The 12,565-nt window shown below is 63.3% G+C and carries 15 protein-coding genes; 10 read left to right on the plus strand and 5 right to left on the minus strand.

What is annotated here, in order from left to right; genetic code table 11:
* Position 1 precedes the first annotated feature (1 nt).
* The 4 genes from SCLO_RS22980 to SCLO_RS13550 all read left to right on the plus strand — a co-directional run bounded on the left by SCLO_RS22980 (position 2) and on the right by SCLO_RS13550 (position 2,545).
* Positions 2 to 394, plus strand: coding sequence for a hypothetical protein (locus SCLO_RS22980; RefSeq protein WP_123905513.1), 393 nt, complete (start codon positions 2 to 4; stop codon positions 392 to 394).
* A complete protein-coding gene (locus tag SCLO_RS13540) occupies positions 276 to 995 on the plus strand; it encodes a hypothetical protein (protein ID WP_145980671.1) in 720 nt (239 codons plus the stop codon). Before SCLO_RS22980 ends, SCLO_RS13540 begins: the two co-directional genes overlap by 119 nt.
* The gene (locus SCLO_RS13545) at positions 992 to 1,567 is read left to right on the plus strand and encodes a hypothetical protein (protein ID WP_123905514.1); all 576 of its coding nucleotides are present in this window, start codon (positions 992 to 994) and stop codon (positions 1,565 to 1,567) included. Before SCLO_RS13540 ends, SCLO_RS13545 begins: the two co-directional genes overlap by 4 nt.
* Before the next feature lie 129 nt (positions 1,568 to 1,696).
* The gene (locus SCLO_RS13550) at positions 1,697 to 2,545 is read left to right on the plus strand and encodes a DUF5677 domain-containing protein (protein WP_066518725.1); all 849 of its coding nucleotides are present in this window, start codon (positions 1,697 to 1,699) and stop codon (positions 2,543 to 2,545) included.
* Between the two features lie 393 nt (positions 2,546 to 2,938).
* Here the strand turns inward: SCLO_RS13550 and SCLO_RS13555 are convergent, their stop codons facing one another.
* Positions 2,939 to 4,972, minus strand: coding sequence for an IS110 family transposase (locus SCLO_RS13555; protein WP_096362145.1), 2,034 nt, complete (start codon positions 4,970 to 4,972; stop codon positions 2,939 to 2,941).
* Between the two features lie 162 nt (positions 4,973 to 5,134).
* Between SCLO_RS13555 and SCLO_RS13560 the strand changes: the two genes are divergently transcribed.
* Positions 5,135 to 6,013, plus strand: coding sequence for an OmpA family protein (locus tag SCLO_RS13560; protein ID WP_066522357.1), 879 nt, complete (start codon positions 5,135 to 5,137; stop codon positions 6,011 to 6,013).
* Between the two features lie 55 nt (positions 6,014 to 6,068).
* Here SCLO_RS13560 and SCLO_RS13565 read toward each other — a convergent pair whose 3' ends face one another.
* The 3 genes from SCLO_RS13565 to SCLO_RS23400 all read right to left on the minus strand — a co-directional run bounded on the left by SCLO_RS13565 (position 6,069) and on the right by SCLO_RS23400 (position 7,299).
* Positions 6,069 to 6,581 (minus strand): hemerythrin domain-containing protein, encoded by a 513-nt coding sequence (locus SCLO_RS13565; RefSeq protein ID WP_066522372.1) that lies wholly within the window; start codon positions 6,579 to 6,581, stop codon positions 6,069 to 6,071.
* Positions 6,582 to 6,728: 147 nt separating this feature from the next.
* Positions 6,729 to 7,136, minus strand: a complete 408-nt coding sequence (locus SCLO_RS13570; protein WP_066522359.1) for a low affinity iron permease family protein — start codon at positions 7,134 to 7,136, stop codon at positions 6,729 to 6,731.
* On the minus strand, positions 7,129 to 7,299 hold the full coding sequence (locus SCLO_RS23400) for a hypothetical protein (protein ID WP_157080360.1): 171 nt from the start codon (positions 7,297 to 7,299) through the stop codon (positions 7,129 to 7,131). The genes SCLO_RS13570 and SCLO_RS23400 overlap by 8 nt, the downstream gene beginning before the upstream one ends.
* 186 nt (positions 7,300 to 7,485) lie before the next feature.
* On the opposite strand from SCLO_RS23400, the gene SCLO_RS13580 reads away from it, so the two are divergent.
* Positions 7,486 to 8,337, plus strand: a complete 852-nt coding sequence (locus SCLO_RS13580) for an SDR family oxidoreductase (RefSeq protein ID WP_066522363.1) — start codon at positions 7,486 to 7,488, stop codon at positions 8,335 to 8,337.
* Between the two features lie 6 nt (positions 8,338 to 8,343).
* Here SCLO_RS13580 and SCLO_RS13585 read toward each other — a convergent pair whose 3' ends face one another.
* On the minus strand, positions 8,344 to 8,988 hold the full coding sequence (locus SCLO_RS13585) for a DJ-1/PfpI family protein (protein WP_066522370.1): 645 nt from the start codon (positions 8,986 to 8,988) through the stop codon (positions 8,344 to 8,346).
* 139 nt (positions 8,989 to 9,127) lie between these two features.
* Between SCLO_RS13585 and SCLO_RS13590 the strand changes: the two genes are divergently transcribed.
* From SCLO_RS13590 to SCLO_RS13605, 4 genes are all read left to right on the plus strand, one after another.
* Positions 9,128 to 10,198: an IS630 family transposase gene (locus tag SCLO_RS13590; RefSeq protein WP_066522499.1), complete on the plus strand. Its 1,071-nt coding sequence runs from the start codon at positions 9,128 to 9,130 to the stop codon at positions 10,196 to 10,198.
* 142 nt (positions 10,199 to 10,340) lie between these two features.
* Positions 10,341 to 10,646, plus strand: coding sequence for a hypothetical protein (locus tag SCLO_RS13595; protein ID WP_066522145.1), 306 nt, complete (start codon positions 10,341 to 10,343; stop codon positions 10,644 to 10,646).
* Positions 10,643 to 12,232 carry a PepSY-associated TM helix domain-containing protein gene (locus SCLO_RS13600; RefSeq protein WP_066522143.1) on the plus strand — a complete coding sequence of 530 codons (1,590 nt, stop codon included), beginning with the start codon at positions 10,643 to 10,645 and terminating at the stop codon, positions 12,230 to 12,232. The genes SCLO_RS13595 and SCLO_RS13600 overlap by 4 nt, the downstream gene beginning before the upstream one ends.
* On the plus strand, positions 12,148 to 12,501 hold the full coding sequence (locus SCLO_RS13605; protein WP_123905515.1) for a hypothetical protein: 354 nt from the start codon (positions 12,148 to 12,150) through the stop codon (positions 12,499 to 12,501). The genes SCLO_RS13600 and SCLO_RS13605 overlap by 85 nt, the downstream gene beginning before the upstream one ends.
* The last annotated feature ends 64 nt before the right edge of the window (positions 12,502 to 12,565 follow it).

Below are 12,565 nucleotides of genomic sequence, written 5' to 3' on the forward strand. Positions count from 1 at the left end.
CATGGCCAGTGCCATCGCACGTCGCATCGCCCGGCTTGAACATGGCCGCGCCGCTGTCGTGCCCAACGTCGTTGAAGTCGGGACCGGCGAAACCGACGAACAGGCCATCGCCCGCTTCGTCGCGCGACATGGCCGCGCCCCGGCGTCGTGCATCATGGTTCCGGCCCGCGCGACCGACGACGAACTTCCCACACTTGAAAGCATGTGGGCAGACCAACAGCGCCGCCTTGTCGCCGACGCCCGCACCGAAACACGCAAATTGAAGGAAGAACCCAATGGCCGACGTAACGCCCAACGTGTCATTAGTCGCAACGCCGGAAGCCGTCAGCTTCCTGCAAAACTGCCAACTCCCCGTGCAGTTAAACGCGATGACCGGAAACCCGGCACACTATGATTATGACGCCGAAATCAACACGGCCATTACCAACCTTCAGGGCAAGGCCAAAGAAAGCGCAACTTTGGTCGCACGGCTAACACAGGACGAAGTTCGGACTTCGCCGTTGAAGCATCAGGAAGCGTCGAAGCTTGCGGGTCGGTTGGTTGAACTGGCCGAAGGGACGCAGCGCCTGTTGACCAGCAAGGCGAAGGGCTACATGGACGCTTCGTCGGACTTCATGGGCAAGACATTCACGCCGAACCCGCAGCGTGAAGGCTACTATCTTCGTGCCGCTGATTGGATTTCGCGCGAAGCCAAGAACGGCGAAGGCAACGGCTATAAGGCTATCCGTGAAGCCGTCACCGAAGACCCCGATTTCGCCGTTGCCATCTACAACACGTCGCATCGGTTGCTTGGCTTGCCCAAGGAACATGCGATGGATTTCGCCGAAAAGGCCGTCAAAGCTTTCGCCCCGGCGGCGCTTGATTACATCGAAAAGTCGCAGCGGCTGGACGAATTGGCGAAGCGGTATCCCGCGTTCATCGCGCAAGTTCGGTCGTCGTATTTCTCCCCGTTCGAACTGGCGAAGGTTCGGACCTACGTTGAAATGCCGTCGTGACACGCGCGCAAGAACGCCTTGCCGCGCTGTCCCGTTGGCTGGACAAATCGTCGGCGTCCTATCCCTCGCCAGTGTCGGCGCGTGAACCAAAGCGCAATTGGTTCGGGCGTCCGATACCGCATCCCATCGAAATGGTCGTCGTCGGTCGGTATGCGGAAATCCTGCCTTGGGACTTCGCGACGCTGCCCACGTCGGACTTCGACCGGCAAGCCTTGCCGTTGTTCGTTTCGCATGAACAGGCCGAACCGCTAAACCTTCCGCCGGTCGCCGACTTATCACCGCCAGCCGGGCAGGGGCGGGCGGCTGATCGCCTTCAGATGATCGTCGGTAAGATGGAAGACGGCGCTAGGACGCGGCCCGCTCTAGCCCCGTGGCGGGCCGATGAAGGCTGGCAGGACCGCCTATGCGCCATTGTGGGCATTCCATCGCCCGACATGTCCCTAACGGACGCCGTGGACGCCGCAGGGGCGTCGAACGTGAACCTTGACGCCTTCCCCCTGTTGGTTGTGCCCACATGGCATCTGACGGCCAAGGAACGGGCCAGCCTACGCCTTCCATTTATCCCGTCTTAGCGCGGCGTCTCGCCTTCCTTCCTTGCCGTCGCGCTTTGGGAAGCCCGGTTCAACGTAGGTGCCAGCGTTGGGCCGGGCTTTTCCGTTTCAGCCATTGCGAAGCGCGTTGTCGAATGTAGGTTCGTTCGTATGAGCGAATTTAATGATGAAGCGGGCAAAGAGTTTGACGCCGATTTCAAGGTCAACGGCTATTTGGCTACTGCTATGCGCCACATTCAGGCGCATATCAGAACCAAATACCCTGATAGCTTCGCTATCGCCGACGAACTGAACAAACTTGGTCAAGCGTTCTACGTCGATAGCACTGAACTACTCACGGGACGATATTCTCACGATCCATTGTGCGTAGCAATTCAGCTTATCCCGCGCGCCCTATCGGCCTATCAAGCGTCGATACTGTCAGCAGAACGGGGAATGCACATCGAAGCGTTGACGTTGGCACGCTCGATCTATGAAACGGCATTTTGGCTTGGGTATCTCCACCAGACGCCAGACACGGCAAAAAATACGCTTTTCGCCGAAACCATCAGGCAAGAGTTGGAAGTTTATCGCCTTAGCATCGAAATTGTCAAAGATAATGCCGAACATTTGGCTGAAACACGATCACGAATGTCAGCATTGGGAAAGGAACTAAAGAAATATCCAAATTCATCCATTAAAATGAGCGACCTTGCTTCAAAGGCCGGATTTGGCAACCGCTATACCGAATATAGAATGTTATGCGGAAAGGCGGCGCATGTAAGCGTTCAATCGACAATCCACTATCTCAACAGGCAGGACGACGGTTCCTTCAACGGTCATATCATTGGACCTGACGAAGATGCGGTTCCCGAAATCTTCGCGTTCGCCTGTGGTGCAATCATCATGGTGATTGAGGCAATGCGATGGCTTACAAAGGACACGTCCCGTGACGATGAATTTCAGGCTTTGATGGCACGGTATGCCGCAACAATGGTTCCAACCGACGCCATATCGTAAGACGTATCACTCACTGCATTCGACGCTAAAGCCCTATGGCCCCCATGTGGGCAAGGGCGCGTCAATGATGGCCGTTATGTTGGCCAGAAACTCACAATGCCCACAATAATGGCGGTTTTCCGCCATTCTATAGCGGACACCCTCTCCGCCACATATAAGTCATTGATATAGAACGATTTTTTCTCGTGCCGAAAAGCGCGCGGTTCCGCGCCATTTGGGGAGGCGGCCCGGTCTGCGGAGAGCGAATCTGGAGCAACATCTGGTTGCTCTGACGGCTTTTTCTCCGTCGCCCATTTTGGCAGTACGGAGTGAGTAGCCATCGGCTACCTTTGTTGGCCCTGCAACGCAAAGCGGCGCCGAAGCGCCGCTGGTATCGTGACTGACTGAGATTTATCACATCCCGAACAAAGCGATCTGCTCGTTCCAGTCGATAGGCAGGTTGGCTGTACGCAGGGCTGTCGCGCTAACGGATGCAGGCTGGGTCCCGGCGAGGATGGCTTCAACGATGACCGGGGCAAGGAAGTTCAGCCGGACGACGCGCGATACCCATGAGTCGTTGACCTTCTCCTGATCGGCAATGGTAGCGATATCGATCGTGCCGGTCTGAAGCTGCCGCCACCAGTTGCGGGCTTTGCGTAGCAACGCAATGAGGCCGGGATCAGGCTTGCCCTGCGTGACGGGCCTGCCATCACGCTGGATCAGCCGGAGGGCCAGTCCCGTCCGGGTGAGACGAACCGGTTCGGTAAGAGTGATGCCGTCCGGACTATTGGCGGGATCTATCGTACAGGCCCTGCATAAGGCCGCGACCGATAGCCGGATTGCTATCTCGTGGGGATGGACGACCACCCTGGCCACCAGATCGCTGATCACATCACGCTGTTTGTGGCGGACAGAAGCCGCAAGCTGCTCCGCCTTTTTGAGGATCGTGCGCAGACGATCACTTTCGAGCGTTATGCCAGCCTGTGTCAGCAGAGCCAGAGGATCATCAAGCGCTGTGGCAAGACTGGTGACCACGGCCGTTTCGATTTCCCGTGCCGGGATACGCAGACTATCGGTGGCGTGCCGGTCTGCATTATGCTGGAGTGATCGGTTCACATAATAACGATAGCGGACTTTCCCTTTGCAGGCATGGGCAGCGACCAGCGGCTCGCCGTGCTGATCAACAATACGACTGGCAAGGAGGCTGGGCGAACTCGCTCTGCTGCCCGACCTCTCGCCCTGCCTGTTGGTGGCCAGCATCTGCTGGACAGCGTCCCATATGTCCCGGTCGATGATCGCCTCATGTTTTCCGTCATGGATCTGACCTTTGTGATGGATTTCGCCAATGTAGATGGGATTGGAGAGCAGCTTGTAGATCTGCCCGCGGGTGAATGGACGACCACCTGTTACCCTCCGCGTCGTGGCGGTGCGTTCGGGAGCAATGATGCCTTCGCTGGCCAGTGCATCGGCAACCAACCGGACATTCCCGAGATCGAGATAGCGCGCGAAGATGTGCCGTACGATATCGGCATGGTCCTCGACGATCGCCAGCGTCCTGCCATTGGGCTGGTAGCCAAGGGGCGGATTGCCGTCGTCACGCTGCGAGGCAGTCGAGAGAAGAATGAGCTGAAGGTCGGTGAGACGTGGGCTTTTGATCATGGATGGTGCTCCTATTTCGGAGCGGCACCGCGCCGCTCCCACCATGAACCGCCGACATACAGGGTTGGCGGCGGCAAGGGCTTCCAGTTCGGTTTCGATCCGCACCACATCCCTCTGGAGCCGCTCGCACAGGTCGAGCACTGGCAGGATGCGCGGTCGCAGGTTGATGCCTTCGCGATCCTGGATGATCAGCAACTGCTCGACGACACGGTCGCGATAGGTAGCCGATGACTTGGCGCCAGGCTCGACCCGCCCACCATAGACACGCAACAAGCCGCGGATCATGTTCTCGTTGGCCAGGCGCTGCTGCACCAGGCGATGACGCATGATGAGCTGGGCGCGCACCTCGAAGCAGGCGGCGCTCTTCACATAGACCTCGGTCAGATAGTCGCGGCCGGTGCGCGTGATCTCGGCAATGCCGCGTGCGTCATTGGTGTCGGTCTTGTTGCGCTTGAGCGATAGCACCCGGTGGACCTGCAGCGCGTCCATCACGGCGACCTGGTGGCCCTGCTTGCGCAGCCCGCCGGCGAGATGTGCCGACATCGCCCCCGTCTCCATGCCGACGACAGCCACGTTCGAGGCGAAGTTCTTCGCGAGGTAGCGCCCGATCTCGGTCGGATGCGTCTTCATCGAAACCTGGTGGACGACCTTGCCATCTCGATCCAGCACACAGACCGATGTCGACTTGAGGCCGACATCAAGGCCTACCCAGACGCGGCCACATGCCGGGTCTACTTCTGCTGCTGCCCGGATCGCCAGGATCTCGGGGTTCGTGATCTTCTTCGTCATCGCGTCTTCTCCCTTCCATCGTGCAGCACCATCGTGCGCCCATTGGCAGGAGAGAAAAGACCTCAGCTAAACCACACCCGGACATGCCATCACGCAAACGGCGGTCGGACGAGAAGCTGCGATCCCGCAGGCCCGACAGGTCGAGTTCGAAGGAATATCGCGATGAGTGTCACGTCCCACAGCAAAAAAGGCCTCTTGCTGATTGCCATGCTGGCCGGAGCAGGATCGGCCGGCGCCTCCGCCCAGACGCAGGGGCCGCCGCAGTCCGACCTTTCGGCCACGATCTATACATCGCCCGCTGAAACGGCGGAGATGACCGAAGGCCCGGAAGTGAAAGGCATCATTTCCGCGCGCAGCGACGACAAGGTGCAGGTCACCACAGCCGACGGCGCCCGCACGGTCGTGGCCGTCAACGACGCCACCAAGATCAGCGCAAGCAAGGGCCTTTTCGGCCTCGGCCGCAGCAAGCTTGCGGCGGACTCGCTGCTCAACGGCCTGCCGGTCACCATCCGGACGTTGCAGTCGGGCGGCGACCTGGTGGCGAGCCGGATCACGCTTCAGAACAAGGATCTCAGGACCGCGTCCATGATCCACAACGGCACCGCCCAGCGCTTCGACGAGCAAACCGCCGCCACGGAGGCGCTGCGCGGCCGGATGGGCGAGATCGACCAGTATAATGTCAAGAGCACGACGAACGTGAATTTCGATACCGGCAAGGCGGTGCTCTCCGCACAGGCGAAAAACGATCTGTGCGCGACCGCCACCGCCGCCGAGGGCATGGACAACGCCCTGCTGCTGGTCGTGGGTTATACCGATGCCACGGGAGAGCTGGAATATAATCAGGAACTGAGCGAGAAGCGCGCCGGCCGCGTCGTCAATTACCTTCAGCAGGCCTGCGGCTGGAAGCCCTATCGCATGCTGACGCCCACCGGCATGGCCGAGGCGGACCCGGTGGCGAGCAACGACACCAGCGAAGGCAAGGCGCAGAACCGCCGCGTGGCGGTGAATGTGCTGGTCAGCAAGGGGCTTGACGGCTTGTGAGGGGTGCGGGGCGGGCTTCGTCCCCGCCCCTCGTTCCTTAGCTGGCCGCCCCGGTTCAGGCGGCGATCAGCTGCACCGCACTGGGTTTGGCGAGCGGCAGGCCCCCATTCTTCGCCTGGGCCAGCAGCTCTTCCTTCCGCGCCAGCATCAGGTCGCGCAGGACGACCAGATCCACATCGGTCCTGCGGCATTGCGCGAACATGCCTTCGGAAGGCATTTCCTCCTCATGGACATGGTGCTTGATGTCCTCGGACAGCACCTTGACCTTCGCGTCGTAGAAATCGTCGTCGGGCGATCCCGCCTCGATGTCGTTGATCAGCACCTTGGCGCCGTCATGCTCCACATAGGCTTCGTCCAGCGTGTCGTCCTCTATCCTGCCCCGGAATGCGGGATAGAAAATCTCTTCTTCTATCGCCGTATGGATTTTGAGTTCGGTGCAGATGTCCCGCGCCAGACTTTGCCTGCGGTCCGCGGAACGGGCCTTTTCATATTGATCGAACAGATGCTCGACCTTGCGGTGGTCGGCCTTGAGCAAGGCGATCGCGTCAGTGAATTGGGGGGTAGCCATCAGAGCCTCCTTGGCATTCTTCCTGAAGGCACGAAGCATCGAAACGGCGCGGCGGTTCCACGCGACCGGCTCGCAGTACGGCCAACGGAGCGCGCGGTTGATCCGGATCAAGGGACCGGCATCCCGACGCGCTCCGCGCCTTCCCTTCTACCGGCGGCCGAGCAGGCGTTCGACCGTCGCATGGGCGGGCGGCCGCCCGGACGCGGGGTCCTGTTCCTTTTCGAGCCGCGCGCGAATCTCCTCGATCTCCGTGTCGGTCAGATGTTCGATGCCGATGAATTCGGCGCGCGCGTCCCGGATCGCGCGCAGCAGTTCGTCCAGCTTGGCCTGCATGGCGCAGGCATCCCGGTTCTGGGTGTTCTGGACCAGGAACACCATCAGGAAGGTGACGATGGTCGTGCCGGTGTTGATCACCAGCTGCCACACTTCGGAAAAGGCGAAGATCGGCCCGGTGACCGCCCAGGCAAGGACCAGCACGGCCGCCAGAATGAAGGTGGCGGGCTTTCCGGCGAGGGAGGCGATGCGCCCGGCGATTTTCGTGAAGAACTTATTCATGGCCCAGCTCTCCATGTCCGTGCGGCCTGGCATGGCCCTTCGCGCGCGGATAGCGCCGGTCGATCCGCGCGATCAGCCCGTCGGCCTGTTCGCCGCCCGCATATCGCGGCGGCTGGTCGACCCTGGCCTCCATGATCCACCCATAGGCATAGCGCTTCATCATGCTCTTCTCCTGCGGCAATCCCCCTCGCGCTCATGGCGTTCAGAACGCCGTCCCCGGCGCGAGGTTCAAATCCCGGCGGCGGGGTGGGCCGAGGATATGCCGTACCCGATGCGGGGAGGAGGCCCCGGCGCGGGATGAACTCTCTCGGCCAAGCTTCGTTGGGATGGGTGCAGCAGGAGAAACCCCATGTCCCAGACAACCGGCATGATCCACGAAGACCCGCTTCCCGGCCATGAAAGCGGCCTGGAGCCCCAGCCCGAATGGGAGCCGCGCTATCCCGGTTCCGGCCGCCTCGACGGCAAGGTGGCGGTCGTCACCGGCGGCGACAGCGGCATAGGGCGGGCGGTCGCGGCGCTCTACGCGCGCGAGGGAGCCGACATCGCCATCCTTTATCTGTGCGAGCATGACGACGCGCGCAAGACGGCGGACATCGTCGAAAGCGAAGGACGGCGCGCCATCGCCATCGCGGGCGACCTGGGGGACAGCGCATTTTGCGGCGAGGCCGTCGACCGGATCGTGAAGGAACTGGGCGGCATCGACATCCTCGTCAACAATGCGGGCGAGCAGCATCCGGACGAGGACATCACCGACATCAGCGAGGATCAGCTGCGCCGCACCTTCCAGACGAACATCTTCGCCATGTTCTTCCTGACGCAGGCGGCGCGCCCCCATCTGCGGCGGGGCGCGGCGATCATCAACTGCACGTCCGTCACCATGTATCAGGGATCGAAGGAACTGCTGGACTATTCCAGCACCAAGGGAGCGATCACCGCCTTCACCCGGTCGCTGTCGGAAAATCTGGTCGGGGACGGCATCCGGGTCAATGCCGTGGCGCCGGGGCCGATCTGGACCCCGCTCAACCCCTGCGGCGGCGCGAGCCCCGAAAAGCTGGAGCATTTCGGCGAATCCACGCCGATGGGGCGGCCGGGACAGCCCAACGAAGTGGCCCCCAGCTTCCTGTTCCTCGCCTGCGAGGACGCCAGCTATATGTCGGGGCAGGTACTGCACCCCAATGGCGGAACCATCGTGAACGGCTGAGGCCGGTCAGGGCGAAGGCGCGCCCGCGCGGCGGAGGCCGGCGGCGGGCATATCCGCTACGAAGGGCAGGATTCGGGCCAATGCCCTGTCGACATAATCGGCCTTTTCGTCCACCGGCGCGACATAGTGCAGCGCGGCTTCCGCATCGGCGCGGGACGCAAGGCGCAGGATCAGCCATGCCGCGAGATAGGGGCTGGCGAGGCATCCTCCCGCCGTCGCCACATTGCCATGCGCGACGAAGGGCGCGTCGATCACTTCCACGCCCGCCTCTTCGACCCACGGCTTCGTCGTCAGGTCGGTGCAGGCCGGGAGCGAGCCGATCAGCCCCAGCCGGGCGAGCAGCAGCGTCCCGGAACATTGCGCGCCGATCAATTGGCGGCGCGGGTCCAGCCGGATGCGCCGCAGCATGGCGGCATCCGCCGCGATCCGGCGCGTGTGGATGCCGCTGCCGATCAGCACCGCGTCCGCCTCGCCCGCATATTCCAGCGGCTTTTGCCGGGCGATGGCGACGCCGTTCATGGACGTCACCTGCCCGGTGGGGGAAGCGATGTCGATTTCCCAGCCCTGCGGGCGCATCCGGCCCAATATCCCCGCGGCGATGAAGGAATCGAGTTCGTTGAACCCGTCGAACGTCAATATCGCTATCCGCATCCCTGTCCTGCCTGTCCGCTTCCGTCCGTCACCCGATCCGGTGACCGGAAACGTCCATGCCGCCGAAGCCGTGGGTCGCCTAGTGCAATGACGCAGACGGGAGATTCACAAATCGTCTAGGACATGCGACTCTCCCGTCATGGCCCAGACCGTCAACATCCTCTTGAACGCCGCCGACCGTGCTCGGCTTGAACAAATCGTCGGCGACCGCAACTGCCCGCTCAAGCATGTGCTGCGCGCCAGGATCGTGCTGCTCTCCAGCGACCGCTTGCCGGTGCTCGAAGTGGCCCGCCGCGCCGGCGTCAGCCGACCTGCGGTCTGGCGCTGGCAACAGCGCTTCGCTGAGGAAGGCGTCGATGGTCTTCTCCGCGACAAGACGCGCAAGCCCGGTACGGCGCCGATCGCCGCGCCCGTCGTCGCACGGATCGTTGCGTTGACCTGCTCCGAACCGCCCGGTGCCGTGACCCATTGGACCGGCCGCGCAATGGCCAAAGCCTTCGGCGTCTCGCTCCGAACCGTCCAGCGCATCTGGCAGGTCCATCACCTCCAACCCCACCGTCTGCGAACCTTCAAGAGATCGAGCGACCCCGCCTTCGCCGCCAAGGTCGAAGACATCGTCGGTCTCTACATGGCCCCGCCGGCTCACGCCGTCGTCATCTCGATCGACGAGAAGAGCCAGATCCAGGCCCTCGACCGAACCCAACCCGGTCTGCCGTTGAAGCCGGGCAAATGCGGAACAATGACGCACGACTACAAACGCAATGGCACGACCACCCTGTTCGCCGCGCTCGACGTCCTCCACGGCACAGTCGTCGGTCGCTGCATGCCCAAGCACAGGCACCAGGAGTTCATCAAGTTCCTCAACGCCGTCGAGCGCGCCGTTCCTGCCGGCAAGGTGATCCACGCCGTCCTCGACAACTACGCCACCCACAAGCATCCGAAGGTCCTGGAGTGGCTCGCCGATCATCCACGCTGGGTGTTCCATTTCACCCCGACCTCGGGCTCATGGCTCAACGCCGTCGAGAACTTCTTCTCGGCGCTCACCCGAAGGGTCATCCGGCGCGGCGTCTTCACCTCCGTCGTCGACCTCCAGGACACCATTAGCGCTTACATCCGAAAGCAGAACGCCGACCCTAAGCCCTTCGTCTGGACCAAGCCGGCCGAGACCATTCTCGCCAAACTCAGGCGGCTGCCTGTACCAACCGACTGAGTCAGTGCACTAGGGCCACTCGGTTCGCTCCGGCCCGAAAGCGCGCAACCGTGAAAGCAATTCGCAATAGCATTTTCTTGCCTGTTCCCCGTCCGGACGCTAAGGCCGCGCAAGAGCCTTCTCGCAATCGCCGGAGTGAATCGTGTCACAAAGCAGGCGGAAATGGGTCCGCATCCTCTTCGCCGGTCCGGGGGCGGTGCTGGCCGCGCTCGTGATCATGGCGGGGATGCCGCTCTGGCTTCCGCGCGGCGCGGCGGGCATCGACAATCTCGTCCTCCCGCTGGTTCTGGCGCCCCTGATCTGGGCGGCGCTGTTCTTCCACGCCTGCCTTGACCGCCGGCTGGGGCGGGTCGTTGCCGTGGCCATCGCCCTGATCGTCCTGCATGGCGGGCTGGTCGCCTATGGTTTCGCCCATCCATCGCCCTCGCCCCGGGAAAGCCGCCGATGATTCATCTCGACAAGGAACAGACCAAGCTGATGGTCGCCGTCCATGGCTGGTCGGGAATCCTGCTGGGGCTTCTGCTCTACGCGGTCATCTTCACCGGCATGGCGGCGGTGTTCGCCGAGGAGATCGGCATATGGTCCGCCGGCCATTTGGAAAGCCGCTCCGCGTTCGAACGGCCCATCGACGGCACGATCCGGCGTCTGGGCGCGCAGACCCCGGCGCGATATCATGAAGGCGTCGACCTGTTCGAGATCGGCGATCACAATCTGGGCGTCTTCTTCCACCGGCATGAAACCGAGGCGGATGGCACGCTGGTCAGCCGGGGCGTCTATTACCAGCTCGACGGCAAGGGCCGTGTCGCGGCCACGCTGCACGGGACGGGCGAAGAGATATTCGGCCCGCGCAACGACGATGCGCTCAGCCACTTCCTGGTCGACACCCATGTCCGCCTGCATGTACCCGATCCCTGGGGCCTGCTGCTGACGGGCATATTGGGACTGGCGATGCTGGTCGCCGCCATTTCGGGCCTGCTGATACACCGGCACCTGTTGAAGGACATCTTCACGTTGCGGCGGCGGGCTAATCCGGTTCTCGTCGATCGCGACCGGCACAGCGTCGCGGGATCGTGGAGCCTGCCCTTCGCCTTCATCCTGGCGTTCACCGGCAGTTTCTTCTCCTTCTTCGGCACGATCGGCGTTCCCGTCGTCGCGATGGCCGCTTTCGGCGGCAATGTTCAGGCGCTGAGCGACACGGTGTTCGGCAATCCCGGCGCGCCCGATCCGCGCCCGGTGGCCATGGGCAATCTGGACCGGATCGCCAGCGACGCGATCCGCCGCAGCGGGCGCGTGCCCACCTTCGTCGCGATCGAGCATTTCGGGCGCGCGGATTCGAAAGTGACCAGCTTCCAGCCGCCCGCTTCCGGCAATATCGAGCCGGTGACGTTGCTCTACAGCGGCGCGACGGCGCAGTTCCTGCAAACCAAGCCCGCGATCGGCACCCGGCCGTCGGTCGGCGGGACGCTGGCCGCGATCATGTCGCCGCTTCATTTCGGCAATTTCGCGGGCATGGTGTCGAAAGCGGTGTGGTTCGGCCTGGGCTTTGCGATGTGCTACGTCACCATCACCGGCCTGCGGCTCTGGATCGTGCGGCGGCGGGAGGGCATGCGCTCGCTCGAATGGCTGGACCGCGCCGTGACGGTGGTCGGATGGGGGCTGCCGCTGGCGCTGGCCGCCGCCGCCGCCGCGTTCCTGATGGCCATGCCGCGGGGGACGGCGACCTTCTGGACGCCCGCCGCCTTCCTGATCGCGGCGGCGGTCGCGATCATGGCGTCATGCGTGCTGGGATCGCGCCTGCTGGAACGGGTGCTGCGGATCGGGACGGGATCGGCGATGGCGGTCCTGCCCCCGCTTCGCCTCATGGCGGGCGGGCCGGGCTGGCCTGCGTCCATCGCGGCGGGCCAGCCCGTCATCGCGGCCCTCGACCTCGCTTTCCTCCTCGCCGGGGGATGGCTGGCGTGGCAGGCGGCGGGCATCGGATCGCGGCGCGCGCGGGCAGCCGCGCCCGCCTCTCCGGTCTCGGCGGCGGGATGATGGAAGCGCTGGCAGGCATCGCGCTTTCCGCGCTCTGCATCTTCGCCCTGTGCCGGGGCGATCCCAAGCGCCTGCGGGCGGCGCGCGCGGGCGGGCAGGGCCATGGCCGGACGACCCGCTGGGCGCTGTCGATGGCCGCCTGCATTCCCGGCCTTTGGCTGGCGGCGAAAGGCGATGCGCCCGCCTTCCTGATCTGGCTGGGCAGTGGCGCGATGATCGGTTGGGGCCTGGCGGCCCTGTGCAACCGCCCGCGGCGCGGAGCGGATTGAGGCGGGCGGATCGGGCCCGCTTCTCGGGAACCGGACGAATCGCGGTCATCGCCATCCACGAGCG

It is taken from the genome of Sphingobium cloacae (genome assembly GCF_002355855.1).
Classification (GTDB): domain Bacteria; phylum Pseudomonadota; class Alphaproteobacteria; order Sphingomonadales; family Sphingomonadaceae; genus Sphingobium; species Sphingobium cloacae.

Coding starts and splice junctions, on each gene's coding strand:
- SCLO_RS22980 (WP_123905513.1), top strand. CDS start 2: ATGGCCAGTGCCATCGCACGTCGCATCGCCCGGCTTGAACATGGCCGC.
- SCLO_RS13540 (WP_145980671.1), top strand. CDS start 276: ATGGCCGACGTAACGCCCAACGTGTCATTAGTCGCAACGCCGGAAGCC.
- SCLO_RS13550 (WP_066518725.1), top strand. CDS start 1,697: ATGAGCGAATTTAATGATGAAGCGGGCAAAGAGTTTGACGCCGATTTC.
- SCLO_RS13555 (WP_096362145.1), bottom strand. CDS start 4,972: ATGACGAAGAAGATCACGAACCCCGAGATCCTGGCGATCCGGGCAGCA.
- SCLO_RS13560 (WP_066522357.1), top strand. CDS start 5,135: ATGAGTGTCACGTCCCACAGCAAAAAAGGCCTCTTGCTGATTGCCATG.
- SCLO_RS13565 (WP_066522372.1), bottom strand. CDS start 6,581: ATGGCTACCCCCCAATTCACTGACGCGATCGCCTTGCTCAAGGCCGAC.
- SCLO_RS13570 (WP_066522359.1), bottom strand. CDS start 7,136: ATGAATAAGTTCTTCACGAAAATCGCCGGGCGCATCGCCTCCCTCGCC.
- SCLO_RS23400 (WP_157080360.1), bottom strand. CDS start 7,299: ATGATGAAGCGCTATGCCTATGGGTGGATCATGGAGGCCAGGGTCGAC.
- SCLO_RS13580 (WP_066522363.1), top strand. CDS start 7,486: ATGTCCCAGACAACCGGCATGATCCACGAAGACCCGCTTCCCGGCCAT.
- SCLO_RS13585 (WP_066522370.1), bottom strand. CDS start 8,988: ATGCGGATAGCGATATTGACGTTCGACGGGTTCAACGAACTCGATTCC.
- SCLO_RS13590 (WP_066522499.1), top strand. CDS start 9,128: ATGGCCCAGACCGTCAACATCCTCTTGAACGCCGCCGACCGTGCTCGG.
- SCLO_RS13600 (WP_066522143.1), top strand. CDS start 10,643: ATGATTCATCTCGACAAGGAACAGACCAAGCTGATGGTCGCCGTCCAT.
- SCLO_RS13605 (WP_123905515.1), top strand. CDS start 12,148: ATGGCTGGCGTGGCAGGCGGCGGGCATCGGATCGCGGCGCGCGCGGGC.